The 18,882-nt window shown below is 65.0% G+C and carries 18 protein-coding genes and 2 pseudogenes; 14 read left to right on the top strand and 6 right to left on the bottom strand.

What is annotated here, in order from left to right; genetic code table 11:
• Positions 1 to 169: 169 nt before the first annotated feature.
• Positions 170 to 352: pseudogene (locus AADZ90_RS19035) on the top strand (IS5/IS1182 family transposase); the annotation flags it as partial.
• 191 nt (positions 353 to 543) lie between these two features.
• On the opposite strand, the gene AADZ90_RS19030 reads toward AADZ90_RS19035, so the two are convergent.
• Together AADZ90_RS19030 and AADZ90_RS19025 are read right to left on the bottom strand one after the other, a co-directional pair.
• Positions 544 to 1,500 carry an alpha/beta hydrolase gene (locus tag AADZ90_RS19030; RefSeq protein ID WP_367312400.1) on the bottom strand — a complete coding sequence of 319 codons (957 nt, stop codon included), beginning with the start codon at positions 1,498 to 1,500 and terminating at the stop codon, positions 544 to 546.
• Positions 1,500 to 1,787, bottom strand: a complete 288-nt coding sequence (locus tag AADZ90_RS19025) for an SCP2 sterol-binding domain-containing protein (protein WP_367312401.1) — start codon at positions 1,785 to 1,787, stop codon at positions 1,500 to 1,502. Before AADZ90_RS19025 ends, AADZ90_RS19030 begins: the two co-directional genes overlap by 1 nt.
• 109 nt (positions 1,788 to 1,896) lie before the next feature.
• On the opposite strand from AADZ90_RS19025, the gene AADZ90_RS19020 reads away from it, so the two are divergent.
• The 5 genes from AADZ90_RS19020 to AADZ90_RS19000 all read left to right on the top strand — a co-directional run bounded on the left by AADZ90_RS19020 (position 1,897) and on the right by AADZ90_RS19000 (position 6,935).
• Positions 1,897 to 2,424 carry a tetratricopeptide repeat protein gene (locus AADZ90_RS19020; protein WP_367312402.1) on the top strand — a complete coding sequence of 176 codons (528 nt, stop codon included), beginning with the start codon at positions 1,897 to 1,899 and terminating at the stop codon, positions 2,422 to 2,424.
• Between the two features lie 40 nt (positions 2,425 to 2,464).
• Positions 2,465 to 5,377 (top strand): helicase-related protein, encoded by a 2,913-nt coding sequence (locus AADZ90_RS19015; RefSeq protein ID WP_367312403.1) that lies wholly within the window; start codon positions 2,465 to 2,467, stop codon positions 5,375 to 5,377.
• Positions 5,374 to 5,766: an RNA-binding S4 domain-containing protein gene (locus AADZ90_RS19010; RefSeq protein ID WP_367312404.1), complete on the top strand. Its 393-nt coding sequence runs from the start codon at positions 5,374 to 5,376 to the stop codon at positions 5,764 to 5,766. Before AADZ90_RS19015 ends, AADZ90_RS19010 begins: the two co-directional genes overlap by 4 nt.
• A gap of 49 nt (positions 5,767 to 5,815) precedes the next feature.
• A complete protein-coding gene (gene fdxA / locus AADZ90_RS19005) occupies positions 5,816 to 6,151 on the top strand; it encodes a ferredoxin FdxA (RefSeq protein ID WP_367312405.1) in 336 nt (111 codons plus the stop codon).
• A 271-nt stretch (positions 6,152 to 6,422) separates the two neighbouring features.
• Positions 6,423 to 6,935 carry a CarD family transcriptional regulator gene (locus tag AADZ90_RS19000; protein ID WP_367312406.1) on the top strand — a complete coding sequence of 171 codons (513 nt, stop codon included), beginning with the start codon at positions 6,423 to 6,425 and terminating at the stop codon, positions 6,933 to 6,935.
• Positions 6,936 to 7,084: 149 nt separating this feature from the next.
• Here the strand turns inward: AADZ90_RS19000 and purD are convergent, their stop codons facing one another.
• Complete coding sequence (purD, locus tag AADZ90_RS18995; RefSeq protein WP_367311567.1) at positions 7,085 to 8,335, bottom strand: phosphoribosylamine--glycine ligase; 1,251 nt, start codon at positions 8,333 to 8,335, stop codon at positions 7,085 to 7,087.
• Between the two features lie 77 nt (positions 8,336 to 8,412).
• Between purD and xseA the strand changes: the two genes are divergently transcribed.
• Both xseA and AADZ90_RS18985 read left to right on the top strand, forming a co-directional pair.
• Positions 8,413 to 9,954, top strand: a complete 1,542-nt coding sequence (gene xseA / locus AADZ90_RS18990) for an exodeoxyribonuclease VII large subunit (RefSeq protein ID WP_411997104.1) — start codon at positions 8,413 to 8,415, stop codon at positions 9,952 to 9,954.
• Positions 9,955 to 10,080: 126 nt separating this feature from the next.
• The gene (locus AADZ90_RS18985) at positions 10,081 to 10,686 is read left to right on the top strand and encodes a DUF6778 family protein (protein WP_367311569.1); all 606 of its coding nucleotides are present in this window, start codon (positions 10,081 to 10,083) and stop codon (positions 10,684 to 10,686) included.
• Positions 10,687 to 10,735: 49 nt separating this feature from the next.
• On the opposite strand, the gene AADZ90_RS18980 is transcribed toward AADZ90_RS18985, so the two are convergent.
• The gene (locus AADZ90_RS18980; RefSeq protein WP_367311570.1) at positions 10,736 to 11,275 is read right to left on the bottom strand and encodes an Lrp/AsnC family transcriptional regulator; all 540 of its coding nucleotides are present in this window, start codon (positions 11,273 to 11,275) and stop codon (positions 10,736 to 10,738) included.
• Between the two features lie 66 nt (positions 11,276 to 11,341).
• On the opposite strand from AADZ90_RS18980, the gene AADZ90_RS18975 reads away from it, so the two are divergent.
• The gene (locus tag AADZ90_RS18975; protein ID WP_367311571.1) at positions 11,342 to 12,484 is read left to right on the top strand and encodes an MFS transporter; all 1,143 of its coding nucleotides are present in this window, start codon (positions 11,342 to 11,344) and stop codon (positions 12,482 to 12,484) included.
• Here the strand turns inward: AADZ90_RS18975 and AADZ90_RS18970 are convergent, their stop codons facing one another.
• Entirely contained in the window at positions 12,485 to 13,345 is an 861-nt protein-coding gene (locus AADZ90_RS18970) for a glycosyltransferase family protein (RefSeq protein WP_367311572.1), read from the bottom strand. It abuts the gene before it with no gap.
• A 79-nt stretch (positions 13,346 to 13,424) separates the two neighbouring features.
• Here AADZ90_RS18970 and miaB point away from each other — a divergent pair, with 79 nt between their 5' ends.
• The 4 genes and pseudogenes from miaB to AADZ90_RS18950 all read left to right on the top strand — a co-directional run bounded on the left by miaB (position 13,425) and on the right by AADZ90_RS18950 (position 16,725).
• On the top strand, positions 13,425 to 14,735 hold the full coding sequence (gene miaB, locus AADZ90_RS18965; RefSeq protein ID WP_367311573.1) for a tRNA (N6-isopentenyl adenosine(37)-C2)-methylthiotransferase MiaB: 1,311 nt from the start codon (positions 13,425 to 13,427) through the stop codon (positions 14,733 to 14,735).
• Between the two features lie 207 nt (positions 14,736 to 14,942).
• Positions 14,943 to 15,170: pseudogene (locus AADZ90_RS18960) on the top strand (OmpA family protein); the annotation flags it as partial.
• 64 nt (positions 15,171 to 15,234) lie between these two features.
• On the top strand, positions 15,235 to 15,546 hold the full coding sequence (locus AADZ90_RS18955) for a hypothetical protein (protein WP_367311574.1): 312 nt from the start codon (positions 15,235 to 15,237) through the stop codon (positions 15,544 to 15,546).
• 174 nt (positions 15,547 to 15,720) lie between these two features.
• Positions 15,721 to 16,725: a PhoH family protein gene (locus tag AADZ90_RS18950; RefSeq protein WP_367311575.1), complete on the top strand. Its 1,005-nt coding sequence runs from the start codon at positions 15,721 to 15,723 to the stop codon at positions 16,723 to 16,725.
• Between the two features lie 4 nt (positions 16,726 to 16,729).
• On the opposite strand, the gene AADZ90_RS18945 is transcribed toward AADZ90_RS18950, so the two are convergent.
• Entirely contained in the window at positions 16,730 to 18,091 is a 1,362-nt protein-coding gene (locus tag AADZ90_RS18945; protein WP_411997096.1) for a trypsin-like serine peptidase, read from the bottom strand.
• A gap of 281 nt (positions 18,092 to 18,372) precedes the next feature.
• On the opposite strand from AADZ90_RS18945, the gene ybeY reads away from it, so the two are divergent.
• On the top strand, positions 18,373 to 18,876 hold the full coding sequence (gene ybeY / locus AADZ90_RS18940) for an rRNA maturation RNase YbeY (RefSeq protein ID WP_367311577.1): 504 nt from the start codon (positions 18,373 to 18,375) through the stop codon (positions 18,874 to 18,876).
• Positions 18,877 to 18,882 lie beyond the last annotated feature (6 nt).

The raw sequence follows: 18,882 nt of genomic DNA, 5'->3' as shown, positions 1-18,882 counted from the left end.
TGGTTCTCGGCTAAGTTTAGGAAAAAGCAGGATCGAAGTAGCTGACAAGTAGTCGAAGCGCGGAGGGAAACTTCATTTATTCATTGTCCTCTAACCGATGGCGGAAAGCCTTCCGCACGCTCAACAAAGAGACCTTGTTCGCCATTGGTCCCAAGACAATAGCGAATGACGCCTGATCGGCCGCACGAAAGGCAGCATGGGCACCAAGGTGTAAGCCGTGACCAACAGTATCGGGCGCCCGATCCGGTTCTTCATCACGGCGGGCCAGGTAAGCGATTGCAAGTGGCTGCGAGGGCAGCTGACAGGGTCGGGGATCGCGGCCTGCATCGCTGGCCTGACATCCTGCGGCAAAGGCGCCCTCTCTGCAAGCACCCTCGCGGCCACTGGCATCTTCTCGCTGAAAATCCAATGAAACCAGACCCTGGGCACAGTTCCTAAACTTGGTAAAAACGACGAGCTTGCCGGCCGCAGGGGTAAGCCTTTCGGGCAAGCAACGGACTGCTGTAGTTGCCTGAGGGGCCGGTCGGGCCGACCGCCGCCCCTCTAGGCGACAGTGGCGAGATCTTCGGGGACGTGTTCGAGGAGGGCGACGGCGCCCTCGATGACGCGCTCGCGGAGGTCTTTGCGTTCGACGAGGAGCTCGTGTTCGCCGCCGTCGATCACCTCCAGCCGGCCGTTGGGCCAGGCTGCCATGCGGGCGTGGATACGCGGGACGTCGACGATGCGCTCGTTCGAACCGACGAAGGTGAGTGCGGGAACCGAGGGCGAGGGGAGGGCAGCGAGGCTGCGCATCTCATAAAGCGCTTCGTTCAGCCAGTGGAGCGACGGGCCGCCAAGGGCGAGATCAGGATGCGCTTCGAGCTGGTCCTTCATCAACTGGAACATCTCGGGGTCGGATGTCAGCGTGTTGTCTTCGAAAGGTGCCCGGAGGACGTAGGTCTCGGCCACTTGGCCCGGCGGATAGATGTGACCGAAACGCAGGGGGCGCGAGAGGGTGGAGAGGCCCCAGGCGACGGGGCGGAGCGGCGGGGTGATGCGGATGCCCCACATCGGGCCGGTGAAGGTGACGGCCTGGACCGGGAGCCCCTGGTGCAGGGCGCGCATGCCGATGCAGCCGCCCATGGAGTGAGCGACGAGGCCGAGCGGCTTTGGCAGGCCAAGCTCCTCGACCGCTGCGAGGATCGCTGTGATGTCTTTCTGGTAGTCGGCGAAGCTGAGGACGTGCCCGGTGGCCCGGTTCTGCAGCATGCGTTCGGCGAGGCCCTGGCCGCGCCAGTCGACGGCGACTGAGGCATAACCGCACTTGGCGAGCATCGCTGCGGTGACGCCGTACTTCTCGACATATTCGGTGCGGCCGGGGAAGACGAGGAAGGTGCCCTTCGGGTCTTCCGGAGCCCAGACACCGATACGGATCTTGAGACCGTCTTCAGTCGTCAGCCAGTACGCCGCGCCCCCCTCCGGCCCGCGGGAGACCTCGGTGAAGAAGGGCGCGCGGTCCATCAGCCCAGCACTCCTGCGAGCTTCATCGCCTGGCCCATATCGCCATCGACCGAGAGCTTGCCGGTCATGAAGGCGGTCGTCGGGTTTTCCTCACCGTCGAGGATCGCCTTGAACGTCTCGGCAGTGGCGGTCAGCGTCACGTCGGCCTCTTCGTCACCGGCATGGGCGCCCTTGTCATCGATCATGATCGCGCCTTCGTCCTCGATCACGAACTTGGCCGTGCCGTCAAAGCCACCGTCCATCTTTGCGTTCAGGGCGGCAACCGCCTCTGTCACAACATCACTCATCCGTCTTCGATCCTTTCCGTTTTTCGTGACCGCGCCGAGGGTGGTCATGGCTCTCGGTTCGGCTAATATATCTACCATGTATTCCGCATCACATCAGATCAAACGTATCGTGACGGCATTTCTGTTGGCCGGCGGGCTTTCGCAGGGCGCGCTGGCGGAGACCGACCGCCTGGATGCGCTTTATGCCCGCCTCGCCGAGGCGACGCCCGAAACCTATACCGCCATTGAAGAGCAGATAGTGGAGGAGTGGGGCAAGTCAGGTTCTCCAGCATTGGATCTTCTGGTGCGCCGCGGGCGGGAGGCGCTGGCGACGGGCGATTCGGAGGCGGCAGTCGAGCATTTCACGGCTCTGGTCGACCATGCGCCGGAGTATTTCGAAGGCTATGCGGGCCGGGCGCAGGCCTATTTCCAGTCGGGTCTGTTCGGGCCGGCTTTGGACGATCTGCGACAGGTTCTGGTTCTGGAGCCGCGGCATTTCGGGGCGATGGCCGGGCTTGGCGTGATGCTGGAGAGCATGGGGATGGAGGCCGATGCGCTGGATGCCTATCGCGCGGCCTCGATGGTGCATCCGCAGGAGCCCAACATCGCGGCCTCGATCGAGCGGCTTGAAGGTAGCATCGACGGCGTCGACATCTGACATTATGTGAGCCACGCGCGGGGTGCGCGCGGGAGGCCTTATGGCATCACGGATCACGGCCGTTCTGGGGCCGACCAATACCGGCAAGACCACCTATGCGCTGGAGCGGATGCTGGCCCACCGGACCGGCATCATCGGGCTGCCTTTGCGGCTGCTCGCGCGCGAGGTGTATGACCGGATCGTCGCGGCGCGGGGGCCGTCGGTGGTTGCGCTGGTCACGGGCGAAGAGCGGATCGTGCCGGAGCGGACGCAGTATTGGGTCTGCACGGTCGAGGCGATGCCCGATGGGATGGGCTGCGATTTTCTGGCCATCGACGAGATCCAGCTGTGTGCGGATGCCGAGCGGGGGCATGTCTTTACCGACCGGTTATTGAACGCGCGGGGCCTGCACGAGACGCTGTTTCTGGGCTCGAACACGATGCGCGGGGCGATTGCCGCGATGGTGCCCGGTGTGCAGTTCATGGGCCGGGAGCGGATGTCGACGCTGACCTATACGGGTTCGAAAAAGACAAGCAGGTTAAAGCCGAGGAGCGCGATCGTCGGCTTTTCGGTCGATAATGTCTATGCCATCGCCGAGCTGCTGCGGCGCCAGAAGGGCGGGGCCGCGGTCGTGATGGGGGCCTTGAGCCCGCGGACGCGGAACGCGCAGGTGGAGCTCTATCAGAATGGCGACGTCGATTATCTGGTGGCGACGGACGCCATCGGGATGGGCCTAAACCTGGACATCAATCACGTCGCCTTTTCATCGCTGGCGAAGTTCGACGGGCGGCGGATGCGGCCGCTGATGCCCCATGAACTGGCGCAGATCGCGGGCCGGGCCGGGCGCGGAATGAGCGACGGCACATTCGGGGTGACCGGCGAGGTGACGGAGATCGACCCGACCGCCGTCGAGGCGATCACGAACCACAGCTTTGCCCCGGTGCGCAAGCTGCAGTGGCGCAACGGGCGGTTGCGGTTCGGGTCGGTCGGAGCGTTGATCGGATCACTCGAGGAGAAGACGGACGACGACTGGCTGACCCGAGTGCGAGAAAGCGATGACCTGGCCGCGCTGAAGGCGCTTTCAGCGGACGTGGAGGTGATGGCGCGGGCGAGCGACGTGAATTCCGTGCGGCTCCTCTGGGACGTCTGCCGGGTGCCGGATTTCCGCGGGATCTCTCCCGCCGAGCATGCGTCGATGCTGACCCAGATCTATACCTTCCTGCACGAGCATGGGCGGGTGCCGAACGAATGGCTGGGCGCGCAGGTGCGTCGCATCGACCGGACCGAGGGGGATATCGACACGCTGTCGAAGCGTTTGGCGTATATCCGCACATGGACCTATGTCGCCCAGCGGAAAGGCTGGGTGGATGACGAAGATCATTGGCGCGAGGAAACACGCGCTGTAGAAGACCGCCTGTCGGACGCCCTACACGGTGCGCTGACACAGAGATTCGTGGACCGGCGGACAAGCGTGCTTCTCCGGCGGCTCAAGCAGAAGGAGCGCCTCATGGCCGAGGTCAACGACAAGGGCGAGGTGACCGTCGAGGGGGAGTTCGTCGGCAAGCTGGACGGATTCCGGTTCTGCCAGGACAAGAGCGGATCACCGGACGAGGCGAAAACCCTGCGTCAGGCGTCGTTGCAGGCGATCCAGCCGCAGATGCATCTGCGGGCCGACCGGTTCTACAACGCGCCCGATACCGAGATCGACTTTACCGAACAGGGCGGGTTGATGTGGGGCGAGATGGCCGTGGGTCGGCTGGCGCCCGGGTCCGAGGCGCTGAAGCCGCAGGTCGTGCCGTTTGTCGATGACGAGGCAGGCGCGGAGATCGCCGAGAAGGTGCAGCGACGGCTGCAGCATTTCATCGATCGCAAGATCGCGACCCTATTCGAGCCGATGCTGGCGATGGGGCGTGACGAGACGCTGACCGGGCTGGCCAAGGGTTTTGCCTTTCAACTGACAGAGGCATTGGGCGTGTTGCCGCGGGCCGATGTCGCGCAGGACGTAAAGGCGCTGGATCAGGAGGCGCGGGCCGCGCTTCGCAAGCACGGGATCCGGTTCGGGCAGTTCACGATTTTCATGCCGCTTTTGCTGAAGCCCGCGCCGACGCGGCTGCGGCTGGTTCTGTGGTCCTTGTCGAAGGGGCTGGATGAGTTTCCCGAAAGTCCGCCGCCCGGTCTGGTGACCGTTCCGATGGGGGAGGTGCCCGAGGGCTATTGGCCGATGGCGGGCTATCGCGCCGCCGGAGAGCGGGCGATCCGGATCGACATGCTGGAACGGCTCGCCGATCTGGTGCGCGCGCAGGACACGCGCGGCGGGTTCGAGACGAACCCCGACATGCTGTCGATCACCGGGATGACGCTGGAGCAGTTCGCGAACCTGATGGAAGGTCTGGGCTACAAGGCCGAAAAGGGCGAGCGGGTGAAGGTGAAAGCGGCGCAGGGCGACCCTGCACGGCCGGATCAGCCGGACGAGACGCCGCCCGAGACGCCCGAGGAGGCCCCGCCGGAGACACCCGACGCGCCGCCGCCGAGCCCACCGACGGAGGATCCGCAGCCGGATATCCCGGCCGAGGTTCCGCAGCCACCGGGCAGCCCCGGTGATTTGCCCGGTGGCGTGCCGCCGCAGACGCCCACGATGTCGGCCGCGGCCGCGCCGCCGGACACCGAGACAGTCGTTGCACCCGATCCCGAGGGCGAGAGCGCGGCCGAGGCCGTGCCGGAGGCCGATGGCACAGAGGAGCCGGAGATGGAGGTGTTCTACACCTTCACCTGGGGCGGCAACCGGCCCGCGCGGCAAGGTCAGCGCCCGCGCCAGGGGGCGAAGGGCAAGCCGCGGGGCAAGGGTGCGCCGCGCGGGAAAGGCAAGGGGGATCACAAGCCCAAGACCTTTGCCGCCAAGCCGCCCAAGCGTGAGAAGGCAATCGATCCCGATAACCCCTTCGCCGCCGCCCTGCAGGGCTTCAAGACCGAGTGACGGACGAGACGCCGGAGACGATCCGCGTCGACAAATGGTTGTGGCACGCGCGTTTTTTCAAGACGCGCGGTCTGGCGACGCGGGTTGTGGGCGACGGCAAGGTGCGGGTGGACGGCACGCCGATCTCAAAACCGGCGCGGACTGTCGGACCGGGGAATGTGCTGACCTTTGCGCAAGGCCGGGTCATCCGGGTGGTGAAGATCGTGGCCGTGGGCGACCGGCGGGGGCCGGCTGCGGAGGCACAGGGGCTTTACGAGGATCTGACGCCACCGGCCGCTCAGGCGCCGCCGAAGAACCCGCGGTTCGAGGGGAAAGGGCGGCCTGGCAAGAAGGAACGCCGCGGCATGGCGCAGCAGAAGGGCGATATCGGCGATCGGGATCTTGAATGACCTGAAACCTATGGGTAGGTCGCTTAGAGGACCGGATACGGAAGCGACCATGACCTATATCGTCAACGACAATTGCATCGCCTGCAAATACACCGACTGCGTCGAGGTTTGCCCGGTGGATTGCTTTTACGAAGGCGAGAACATGCTGGTGATCCATCCCGACGAATGCATCGATTGCGGGGTCTGCGAGCCGGAATGCCCGGCCGATGCGATCCGACCAGATACCGAGCCGGATATGGAGAAATGGGTCGAGTTCAACCGGAAGTATTCCGAGATCTGGCCGGTCATCATCACAAAGAAGGATCCGCTGCCCACCGCCGAAGAGATGGACGGGAAAGAGGGCAAGATGGAGCTGTTTTCAGAGAACCCGGGCGAAGGCGGCTGATTCGGGGCCTTGTCCGGGCTGCGGGGGATCTGACGCCGCGGAAAACGCAGATTTGTAACGCGCCCACGGCGATGGGCGCGGCGCGCGCTGGCGGGACGGGCTATTTTGTGGTATACATACCTGCAATGCTGTTTGCCAAGTGACATGACGGGCGCGGGGGATCCCGCGCAAAGGGGGGACCGACGGGGGTTATCGCCACCGCCGGTTTTTGTGTCGCCGGCCTTCAGCGCAAGCGATTGGGCCCCCGATGGGTCTCAGGAAAAGGACTGCCATGAGCAAAGCCAAGAACAACAACGAATTCCGCCCGAACGATTTCGTCGTCTATCCCGCCCACGGCGTCGGCAAGATCGTGTCGATCGAAGAGCAGGAAGTCGCGGGCATGACGCTGGAACTGTTCGTGATCTCGTTCGAGAAGGACAAGATGACGCTGCGCGTGCCGACCCACAAGGCGACCGAGGTCGGGATGCGGTCCTTGTCATCGCCTGATATCGTGTCGGCGGCGATGAAGACGCTGAAAGGCAAGGCCAAGGTCAAGAAGGCCATGTGGTCGCGCCGGGCGCAGGAATACGAACAGAAGATCAATTCCGGCGACCTGATCGCGATTGCCGAGGTCGTGCGCGACCTGCACCGGGCCGATGATCAGCGTGAGCAGAGCTATTCCGAGCGCCAGCTGTATGAAGCTGCGCTGGAGCGGTTGACGCGCGAGATCGCTGCCGTCGCTGGGGGCGACGAGCAGGATGCGGCGCGCGAGATCGGCGATGTGCTGGTGAGCCGCGCGGCGTAAGTCTGTCTGGGTGTCAGATTGAGAAGGCCGCGGCTGACGCCGCGGCCTTCGTTCTTTTTACGGGATGCGTGACGGGTGTGAGCCCTTCGGGTCTGGCTGCGGGGCCAGTCGACAGGGCGGGATTTGCATATTTTTAGCCAGATGAAGGGTCAGAGCGCGCGGTGGCCGATATCGGTGCGGTAGCGGCCTTCGGGCCAGTCGATCTTTTCGGCGAGCGCGTAGGCGCGGTCGTGGGCCTCTTGGAGGGTTGACGCGCGGGCGGTGGCGGTGAGGACACGGCCTCCGGTGGCGAGGATGCGGTCGCCTTCGGCGGTCGTGCCGGCGTGGAAGACGGTTTCGGTACTGGTGTCGGGGCAGGTTTCGAGGCCCCGGATCTGGGTGCCCTTGTCGTAGGCGCCAGGATAGCCTTCGGCGGCAAGGACGACGCAGAGGGCGCGATCGTCGGCCCAGTTGACCTTGGCGTCTAAGAGACGGCCTTCGGCGGCGGCCTGGAATAGATCAAGCGCTTGAGCGCCGAGGCGCATCATCAGGACCTGCGCCTCGGGGTCGCCGAGGCGGGTGTTGTATTCGATGAGCTTCGGGGCGCCGTTTTCGATCATGAGGCCGGCGTAGAGGATGCCCTGGAAGGGTGTGCCGCGGCGGGTCATCTCGGCGAGGGTGGGGTGGATGATTTCCTCCATCACGCGGTTGGCTGTGGTATCGGTGAGGACGGGGGCCGGGGAGTAGGCGCCCATGCCGCCGGTATTGGGCCCCTCGTCGCCGTCATAGGCGCGCTTGTGGTCCTGCGCGGTGCCGATGGGCAGCGCGGTATCGCCATCGCAGAGGACGAAGAAGGAGGCTTCTTCGCCTGTCAGCATCTCTTCCAGAACGCAGGCGGCACCCGGTTCGGTGAAGAGGGCGTCGATGGCGGCGTGGGCAGCGTCTGCCGTTTCGGCGACGGTGACACCTTTGCCGGCGGCGAGGCCGTCGGCCTTGACGACGATCGGCGCGCCGTTTGCGTCGACGTAGGCGTGGGCTTCGGCGGCATCGGTAAAGCCGGACCAGCCGGCGGTGGGAATGTTCGCGGCGTCGCAGATTTCCTTGGTGAAGGTCTTGGAGGCTTCGAGCTGGGCGGCGGCCTGGGTCGGGCCGAGTGTGGGGATGTTTGCGGCGCGCAGCGCATCGGCCACGCCCGCAGCGAGCGGCGCCTCGGGGCCGATCAGGACGAGGTCGATGGCGTGGTCCTGGGCGAAGGCGGTGACGGCGGCGCCGTCGAGGATGTTGAGCGCGTGGTTTTCTGCGACCTGCGCCGTGCCAGCATTGCCCGGCGCCACGATCAGGCGGTCGCATTTCGGATTCTGGCGTACCGCCCAGGCCATCGCGTGTTCGCGTCCGCCTGCACCGAGGATGAGGATGTTCATGGGCTCTCCTTGGCCTTGCCGCCTGCGCGTTCTAGGGTCGTCGGACGAGCGGAGCAAGGAGGCCCCTGATGGATCTGATCGACGATGGATTTGATGGGGGACCTACGGGCAATGCGCCGGAATTCACCGTCAGCGAGATCTCGGGTGCGGTGAAGCGGGTGATCGAGGGCGAGTTCTCTCACATCCGGATCCGCGGTGAGGTGGGGCGCGTGTCGCGGCCGCGGTCGGGGCATGTCTATCTGGACCTCAAGGACGACCGTGCGGTGCTGTCGGGCGTCATCTGGAAGGGGCGGGCGCAGGCGCTGGCCACCCAGCCGGAGGAGGGGATGGAGGTCGTGGCGACCGGACGGCTGACGACCTTTCACGGCCAGTCGAAATACCAGATCGTGATCGAGGAGATTGCGCCGGCGGGCGTCGGCGCGCTGATGGCGATGCTGGAGAAGCGGAAGGCGCAGTTGGCTGCCGAGGGGCTGTTCGCGCCGGAGCGGAAGAAGGCGCTGCCCTATCTGCCGGAGGTGATCGGGGTGGTGACCTCACCCTCGGGCGCGGTGATCCGGGATATCCTGCACCGCCTGCGCGACCGGTTTCCGCGCAAGGTGGTGGTCTGGCCAGTGGCGGTGCAGGGGGCGAAGTGCGCGCTAGAGGTGGCGGCCGCGATCGAGGGGTTCAACGCGATGACGCCGGGCGGGTCGCTGCCGCGGCCTGATCTGTTGATCGTGGCGCGCGGTGGTGGGTCGCTGGAGGATCTGTGGGGGTTCAACGAAGAGATCGTGGCGCGGGCGGCAGCGGCCTCCGGCATTCCGCTGATTTCGGCTGTGGGGCATGAGACGGACACGACGCTGATCGACTTCGTCGCCGACCGGCGGGCGCCGACACCGACGGCGGCTGCGGAGCTGGCGGTGCCGGTGCGGCATGAGTTGTTGGCCTGGACAGGGGAGCAGGAAGCGCGGCTGGCCCGTGCGATGAGCTCGGGCTTGGAACAGCGGGGGCAGCGGCTGAGAGATCTGTCGCGGGCCTTGCCGCGGGGGGATGCGCTGGTAGGCGCGGCGCGGCAGCGGTTCGATCTGTGGGAGGCACGGCTGCCGGAGGCGCTGCGCCGCGCGGTGTCGGTCAAGCAGTTGCGGCTGAGCGAGGCGGCGGGATCGCTGCGGCCTGGGCTCTTGCGGCGGGGCGTGGAGGTGGACCGCCGGCGGCTGGGGGCCGCTGCGGAGCGGCTGGAGCCGGCCCTGTCGCGGCGGATCGAAGTTGCGCGGGAGCGGCTGGCGCGGCGGGCCGACGGGTTGCGCCTGCGAGCGTTGGAAGCGGATCTGGCGCGGCAGCGGGAGCGGTTGGACGGCGTCGGGCGCCGCCTGTCGGAGGTAGGCCAGCGGGACCTGGCGGAGCGGGCCCGGCGGCTGGAAGCGCTTGACCGGGTGCGGGAGACGCTGGGCTATAAGGCGACCCTGCAGCGCGGCTATGCGGTTGTGCGCGACGGGCAAACGGTGGTTACGGGCAAGGCGGCGGCTGAGGCGGCGCAGGCGCTGGAGCTGGAATTCGCCGACGGGCGCGTGCGGATCGGCGGGACGCCGCGCCGGACAAAGAAGCGGGATGAGACGCCGGAGCAGGGGACGTTGCTTTAGCCGCCTTTGCCCGGCAATGATCTCAGAGGTGCCGGTAAGGCGCCTTACTTTCGCCTGCGGCGCGGGGAAGATGTCGTCCGATGGCGGTTCGGGGGCTCCGCCCTGTATCGGTTGAGGAGATCTTTCATGACAACGAAGTTTGGCCTTCTGGTCGGGGCCGCGCTGGTTCTGGCGGGGTGTTCGGGCAATTGGGCGACGTCCTATGAGGCGCCGGTGGCGGCGGCGACGTCGAATGCGTGGAGCCTGCGGGCGGTCGAAGTGACGGTGCCCGAGACGCTGAGCGTGTCGGAGCGGAACCTCTTTGCGCCGGATGCGGATATCGTGTGGCACGGGGACGTGCCGGGCGACCGGCGGGCGCAGGTGGGCGCGATCCTCGATGCGGGGATCACCCAGGGCGCATCGCGGATGCGCGGTGGGCAGCCGGTGGTGCTGCAGGCAACATTGCAGGAGTTCCATGCTGTCACCCCGCGGGCCGTGGCGAATGCGCCGGGTGCGGTGCATAATATCACCTACACGCTGCAGGTGATCGATGCGCGGAGCGGCACGGTGCTGGCGGGGCCGGACGTCGTGCAGGCGGATCTGCCCGCTTTTGTCGGCGAATCGGCGCAAGCAGCGGCGGCGCGGGGACAGACCCAGAAGGCGCGGATCACCGGGCATATTGCGGTCGTGACGCGCGGCTGGCTGGGGCTTGGGCCCGATCCGCGGACCACCTTCTCCGGGCCGGGACGGTAAGAGGGGGTGGCCCCTATCAGGGCCGCTGCCGCGCATTCGGGCGGGCCGTCTAGCGCCGTCGGATCGGAAGCGGCGCGCTGAGGCTTTCGGTGATGCCGGCCTGCGGGACCCTCTCGGTGAATGAGGAGAGGGCGACGTAGGTCTGCGTGCTGCTGACGCCCGGCAGGTCGTAGAGGCGGGCGAGGAAGCCTTCGAGGGCTGCGCTGTCGGCGAGGCGGGCCTTGATCAGGACGCAGGCATCGCCGGTGACGGAATGCATCTCTTCCACCTCGGGCAGGTCGCAGAGGGCCATCAGCTCGGGCGTCTTGCCCCAGCCGACCGTGTTCACGTGGATGAAGGCGAGGAGCGGTTTGCCGATGGCCGCGCCGTCGATGCGGGCGACGGTGGCCTCGATGACGCCCGAGGCTTTCAGGCGCTTGACCCGTTCGTGGACCGCCGGGGCGGAGAGGCCGACTTCTTGTCCGAGTTCCGCGTAGCTGAGATCGGCGCGGGTGGTGAGGGCGGCTAATATCCTTCGGTCCGTGGGGTCGATCGGGCGGGCAGGACCAGCGTTTTGCCGAATGGTGTCGGTATTTTTATCGTTAGGCATGTTTTCCATTTCGTGGTTTGGGCTTTGGGCATAACTCTGTTCCGAAACAGGGACCCGGATCAAGAGATGCTCGACCGCGCTGCCATTCTGACATTGACCGCCTGTGTGGCGGTCGTGGGATCCAATTCGCTGGTATTCAGCCCGGTCTCGAAGCCCATTGCGGCGGCCTTTGCCGGGGCGTCGGCGGAGGATGTGATGGTGTCCGCCGCCCTGTTTGGGTTGGGCACGGCGCTGAGCGCGCTGGTGCTGGCCCCTCAGGTCGACCGGATCGGAGCGCGGCGAGCCTTGGGTCGCGCGCTGGGACTGATGGCTTTGGCGCTGGTGGTGACGGGCTTGGCTCCCGCGCTTTGGGTGGTCTGGGGAGCGCAGGCCGTGGCGGGGGTCGCGGCGGGGGTGATCCTGCCCGCGTGTTACACCCTGGCCGCGCAGATCGCGCCGAAGGGGCGGGAAAGCGAGGTTTTGGGCTATGTGCTGACCGGGTGGACGATCAGCATGGTGGCGGGGGTGAGCCTGTCGGCGGTGCTGGCCGATCTCGTCCATTGGCGGGCGATCTTTGCAGTGCTGGCTTTCGCTACGCTCGCCGCTTTCGCGGTGGCGCGGGGGCTGCCCTCGGGTGGCGTTTCGACCATGGCCGCGCTGTCGCCGCTGCGGGCTTTGGGCATTCCGGGGGTATCGCGCGGGTTGTTCCTGTGCGCCGGGTTCATGATCGCGTTCTATGGGCTCTATGGGTATCTCGGCGCGCATATCGCAGGCGCCTTGGGCTATTCCGCGGGCTGGGCGGGGCTCGCGACGCTCGCCTATGGGGTCGGGTTCGGGGCGGCTGCGATGGTGGCGCGGCAGATCGACCGGATCGGAGCGGGGCGCGTCGGGCCGGTTCTGTTCAGCATCCTGAGCGGCATTTACCTGGTGCTGTCGGTTGCTGCGGGTGGATTAGCGACGCTGATCGCGGCCTGCGCGCTTTGGGGGTTCGTAAACCATCTGGCGCTGAACCTGATTGTGGCGCGGCTGACGGCGATCGCGCCGGAGCGGCGGGGGGCGATCCTGGGGCTGAACAGCGCAGTGACCTATCTTTGTGTCTTCGTCGGAACGCTGGGGTTCGGGCCGGTCTATGCGGCCTATGGCTGGCCTGTCTGCGCGGTGCTTGGAGCGGTGGCGATTGCGGCCTGCGCGGTGGCGACCTTGTTCGACCGGCGGGTCGTCAGCGCCTGATCAGAACCACTGGCCGGGCTCCATCAGGCCCAAGTCGAGGAGCTGCTGGGAGCGCCATTCGAACGGGGCGGAGTTCCGCCATTGGAAGGTGTGGATGTCGTGGCGGCTGCCGGGGTTCTTGCGCAAGGCCTTGGCGGTGCGGAACGAACAGATGGCGGCCGTCAGATTGTGGTGCCAGGGGCAGGAATAGGTGTTGTATTCCTCGTCGGTGAAGGTCTGGTCGGGGCGCATCTCGAGGCTTGGTCTGGCGCGGAAGATCGCGATCCGGTCGATGCGGCGGCGGGCCTTTGGCACGTGTTCCTCGAACCGCCAGCGGAGACCGCCGTAGAAGTCGAGCTGGCGGTCATGGAAGGCGTCGGCGCGGGCGCGCCGTCCGAGGGCGTAGTAGCCCGAACGGTCGAGATGGGCGTCCTCGAGCGAGACCGCATCGGGATGGGCATCGAGGTTGCCCGCGTAGAGGTCGACCACATAGGTCAGCATCGCGTCGCGGCGTTCCTCGGTATGGAAGGCCAGCATCTCACCCACCGTTCGGTTCTCGCAGAACGGGAAGAAGAGGTATTCGGCGTTGAAACAGGCGTAGAGCCACTGGCCGGGGAAGGCGGGAATGGCTGCGTTTACGGCGTTGGGCAGCGCGTTTTCCGCCTTCGTCTCGTAACGGATCTGCTGGATGCGGTCGGCGAGATCCTCAGGGATGGCGTGGTCGGTATCGGTCAGGAGGAGGATCTGGGGGAAGCCAATCTGGATGTGATGCTGAAGCGTCGACGGGATTTCTGTCGCATCCTCGGCCAGGATCAGCGCGATCGGTCCTTTCGAGGGCTTGGCGGTCGAGCGGAGGAAGGCGTCTAGGCTGTCGTGCATCATCAGAAGGTCTTTTGCCGCGTTGCATGGATCGCGTGCGAGGACTAGAGAGACGACCGTCCCCGCGCAAGGTGTGCACCCCATGTCCGATCCCAAGAAGCTTTTCGTCAAGACCTATGGCTGCCAGATGAACGTCTATGACAGCGAACGCATGTCCGAGGCGTTGGGCGGGGTGGGGTATGTGACGACGGACAGTCCGGATGAGGCGGACATGATCCTGCTGAACACCTGCCATATCCGGGAGAAGGCAGCCGAAAAGGTCTATTCCGAACTCGGGCGGCTGAAGCCGTTGAAGGCGGAGAAGCCCGATCTGAAGATCGGGGTGGCGGGCTGCGTGGCGCAGGCCGAGGGGGCGGAGATCCAGCGGCGGCAGCCTTTGGTCGATCTGGTCGTGGGACCGCAGAGCTATCACCGGCTGCCGAAGATGGCCGAGAGCCTCGCGGAGGGGGCCAAGGTGCTCGACACCGAGTTCCCGGAGGAGGACAAGTTCGACCATCTGGCGCGGCGGCCGAAGGCCGGGCGCGGACCGACGGCGTTTCTGACAGTGCAGGAGGGCTGCGACAAGTTCTGTGCCTTCTGTGTGGTGCCGTATACGCGGGGGGCAGAGGTCTCTCGCCCCGCGGGGCAGGTGTTGGACGAGGCGCGGGATCTGGTGGAGCGTGGGGTGCGGGAAATCACGCTGCTGGGCCAGAACGTGAATGCATACCACGGGCATGAGGACGGTCTGGCGGGGCTGATCTGGGCTCTGGCTGAGATCGACGGGCTGGAGCGAATCCGGTTCACCACGTCGCATCCGAACGACATGGACGACGCGCTGATCGCGGCCCATGGGGAATGCGGGAAGCTGATGCCCTATCTGCATCTACCGGTGCAGTCGGGCAGCGACCGGATCCTAAAGGCGATGAACCGCAAGCACACAGCCGAGCAATATGTCCGGCTGATCGAGCGGATCCGGGCGGCGCGGCCCGATCTGCTGCTGTCGGGAGATTTCATCGTGGGTTTTCCCGGCGAGACCGAGGCCGATTTCGAGGATACGATGGCGCTGGTGCGAGAGGTCGGCTACGGGCAGGCCTATTCGTTCAAGTACTCTACCCGCCCGGGGACGCCCGCGGCCGAGAAGCCGCAGATCGATGATGGAGTGGCCTCGGATCGGTTGCAGCGGCTGCAGGCGCTGTTGTCGGAGCAGCAGCGTGCGGCCCAGGAGGCGATGGTGGGCCGCGACGTCTCGGTCCTGTTCGAGCGGGCTGGCCGGATGCCGGGTCAGATGGCCGGCAAGTCGGAGTACCTGCAGGCGGTGCATGTGGAAGGGGACGGGATTGCAATCGGCGATCTGCGCCGGGTTCGGGTCACGGCAAGTGGGCCGAATTCGCTATCGGGTTCGGTTCTGCGTTGAATCCCTGGGATTCTCTCGACCTCTGCGCGTATGTGGGCAAAAAAGTCCTGTTTTGAGAGTCATTTTTGCCGCAGCGCCCTCCAACGCGGCGCATAAGACACCGTAACGCTTGATTAAACCTTCTCTGTCATTCACTCGTCTCAACATGCGGGGGCTGCCTATTGGTGATGGTTGGATGCCATGCGAGAGAGAATGGGGTTTGAGTCGATGAGAACAAGTTTGGCACGGGGAAGCGTCTTTGCCGCCCTGGCGCTGGTCGTCGCGGGATGCGGCGGTGGCGATGTGGGCGAGGGGCCGCTTCAGGAACGCTATGAGGCGACGATCTGGGTCGATCCGGACGGCTGCCAACACTGGGTGATGGACGATGGGTACGAGGGCTACATGTCCCCCCATCTCGATCGTCAGGGTCGGCCGGTCTGCGACGGCGGCATCGTCGGCCCCAAGGGGTCGATCGTGTTCGAACCCGAAGTCAGTGCGGCACGGTGAGGAGGGCGTAACAATGACGACATTCAAGACTTTCCTCGCCCTTGCTGCCATTGCTCTGGCGGCCGGTTGCACCAATGAAGGCGGAGACCGCGGCGACAAGACGGTCGATGCGGGCGCCCGCGGCGTCGGTCCGCTGCAGGATCTGCAGGCCGGGATCTGGGTCGATCCCAATGGCTGCGACCACTGGATCATCGACGATGGTGTGGAGGGATACCTGTCGCAGCGACTCGACCGATCCGGGCGGCCCGTCTGCTCGGGGATCGCGCCGCCGAACACCGCAACGGGCAATTACAAGCGTGGCCAGGACATCCGCGACCGCTTCTGAGCGCGCCGATTGGGCATTCGAGACCGCGGGGCGCAATCCCCGCGGTCTTTTCGTGACATCTTGGCGAAACGGCCGATCGGTGCTTGCACGGCCCGGCGGGGCTTGTCAGGGTCGTCGGAAGAGGCCGTGCTGCAGGCGAGTCGCCCCTCGCACGGCTCCGGTAAGGAGATGTGATTGGCCCTCGCCCCGACGACCGATATCCCCGACTTGACCGAGCGTGTGCTTGAGTTTCCCAACAATCGTTTGCTGATCGACCTCTGCGGTGAGTACGACCGCAACCTGTCGGATATCGAGAGCCGTTTAGGCGTACAGATCCTGCGGCATGGAAACGTGCTGCGCGTGCTCGGGTCGGAGGGGCAGGCCGAGGCGGCCGCTCAGGCGCTACAATCGCTCTATGAGCGGCTGGAACAGGGCCGCGAGGTTGAGCCTGCCGATATCGATCGCGAGATTCGGATGGGCCCGTCGGAGGAGGAGACCGGCAGCCGGGACGGCGACCAGATGGAGTTGATCCCGGCTGAGCGGGTCGAGATCAAGACGCGAAAGAAGCTGGTCGAGCCGCGGACCGAAGCGCAGAAGGCCTATGTACGGGCCTTGTACGAGAACGAGTTGGCCTTTGGAATCGGGCCTGCGGGGACGGGTAAGACCTATCTGGCGGTCGCGGTCGCGGTGAACATGTTCATCGGCGGCCACGTGGACCGGATCATCCTGAGCCGTCCCGCGGTGGAGGCGGGCGAACGCCTGGGCTTTCTGCCGGGGGACATGAAGGACAAGGTCGATCCATACATGCAGCCGCTCTATGACGCGCTGAACGATTTCCTGCCCGGCAAGCAGACGGCGAAGCTGATCGAAGAGAAGCGGATCGAGATTGCGCCTTTGGCCTTCATGCGGGGCCGGACCCTGGCCAACGCGTTCGTAGTGCTGGATGAGGCACAGAATGCGACGTCGATGCAGATGAAGATGTTCCTCACGCGGTTGGGCGAGGGAAGCCGGATGGTCATTACCGGCGATCGCAGCCAGGTGGACCTGCCGCGAGGCGTGCAGTCGGGGCTGAGGGATGCAGAGCGGCTGCTCGGAGGCATCGATGGGGTCAGCTTCAATTACTTCACGTCGGATGACGTTGTGCGACATCCGCTCGTTGCGGCGATCATCAAGGCATATGACGCGGATGCGGAAAGCTGATGGCCTAGCGGCGCAGACTTGCCCGCAATTCTGACAGCGTCTTTTTTGCCCTGGACAGGCGGACGAACCGCCCGCAAAAGCCCGATCCTGGCACGTGAGATGTGTAGATGCCGACCATGTGCAGGATTGGGGTTCCGTTGGAGGATTTGCGCCATGTCCAGACCGGACTTCCGCTGTTGCCGGACGCCAGAGATGCGCGAACCCCGCCCATCGTCCGGTTGAGGTTGTCAATCCGTCCGTCGCTTCGCGTGGGCGTGCAAGGTCGGTCGGAAGGATAGCCTCCTACATGGACGGTCTGCCCTATTCGCAACCGTCCCTCCGGTTCGGAGAGGAACGTTATTACCGGCCTACCCCGGGCATCTAGGATGAATGGCTTTCCGAAGTGGCGGCCAAGCCTGGCCGGTCCGAAGCGGGCAGCGGAACGCAGATCAATCATCCCGAGATCAAAAGGCGCGGCAACGTCTACATCGAATTTTTTGCCAATCACGCAGCGTCTTCTCGCCTTGCCTAGCTTCTTTTTGAGCTGCATGTGCCACTCCTTCGGCGTTCTGATCTTCTTCTCCCGTGCCACCGAGAGATCGATGCCGAATGCTCCGAACGGCTCTTCAACTGCATTTCGTTTTCCGGGAATGACGAAGATGTAATCGGGTTCCACGATCTCGACACTGGCGCAGATCGTGTCGTCCCTCTTGTCCGGGACCGCGATGTAGTTGCGCAGGACGTGCCCGCAGGTCAGAACCAAATGACGCCCGACCAGGGCTCCCGTGCCGCCGCCGATATGATATTCATTCGTTCCGGACAGCCTGCGCATCGTGATAATCTTGCAGATCCAGCGGAATGGCGGCGCGGACACGTCGACCGGTTCGACCGGCTCGGGAGCGCCACGGCAATCTGCACGGACGTTGGTCTCCGGGGTGCAGGTCATCTGCCGCCAGCGTTTGCCCAGACCATTTGGCCTGGCAAGCGGGGACGGATAAACGGTGCCGGCGGCGCCCATGAGATAAACGGGATCCGACCGGCGGGGGATCCAGATGACGGCAAATGATCGTCCGGAGGGGGCCACGCCGCGCGTCTTCGACTGGTCCCCGAAACTCTTCGCGAAGTTTGGGTTGAACGCGATCAAGCCTTCGGGAAAGTGGTTCCTTTCCCAAGCGTTTCGGGTTGGTCTCCAGAACCTTCGGTTATAGGGATGTTCGTTGATCTTCTTCGCCAGCCGCCGGCGATCATCCTTGGCAGAGACGCGATAGGCGCGGCCCGTCGTGGTAAGAAGTCCGCCTTTTCCGTATTGGATGCGGTAGAATCTGCCCGGCGTTGGCTCGGTTCTTTCAAGGGCTGCATGGTCCCAATCATCTTTGAAATGAAGCATGATCACCGTCCGGCGCGAAGAGCCCTTCTATCTTGGGAATCAGTTTATCTCGCCTGACGACCGCTAGATATCGCCTGCCTGTGGTAGCTTGAGAGCTGAGATCGCCGTGGTGGAACGGGAATGCGGCCCCCTTGACTTGTACGCCATGGTGCAATGTCAGAAGTAGACCTGTCTCATGAGATCGAAGGGCATATCTGGGGAGTGTCGTTTGGTCGTTTACCGACACCATCCATTACGAGGGACAATGATCGTGCGTTTCTGTTTGCGTGAAAACCCATCCCATGACGATTGAAACGGTGTTGGAGGACTCTCGCTGGGCGGAGGTCGGCATCGAAGGGCTCGCGCAAAGGGCAGCTTCGGCGACGCTTGTCAGGATGACACTTGATCTGGCGGTTTGCGAAATTGCTTTTCTTGCGTGTAACGATTCGCGGATCGCTGAACTGAACGCTTCGTTTCGCGACAAGTTCGGGGCGACCAACGTGCTGTCCTGGCCGTCGGAGGAGCGCGGAGCACCGTGGCCGGGCGAGATGCCCGAACCGCCGGAGGCGGGTCTGGACGGGGTGATAGAACTGGGCGATATCGCGATTTCTTACGATACCTGCGCCCGGGAGGCGGAGGCGGCAGGCCTTCCTTTGTCCGCCCATGCGACCCATCTGATCGTCCATGGTGTGCTGCATTTGTTGGGTTTCGACCACATAAGAGAGGCGGATGCCCGCCTTATGGAGGGGATCGAGGTCGAAATTCTTGGCAAAATGGGTCTGAAGAATCCATATGATCGGGAGTGAGCGGTT

The sequence above is a fragment of the Aestuariibius violaceus genome (genome assembly GCF_040779325.2).
Lineage (GTDB): Bacteria > Pseudomonadota > Alphaproteobacteria > Rhodobacterales > Rhodobacteraceae > Aestuariibius > Aestuariibius violaceus.
Note: the sequence above shows the minus strand (reverse complement) of the source record. Positions and strands in the feature narration are given on the sequence as shown.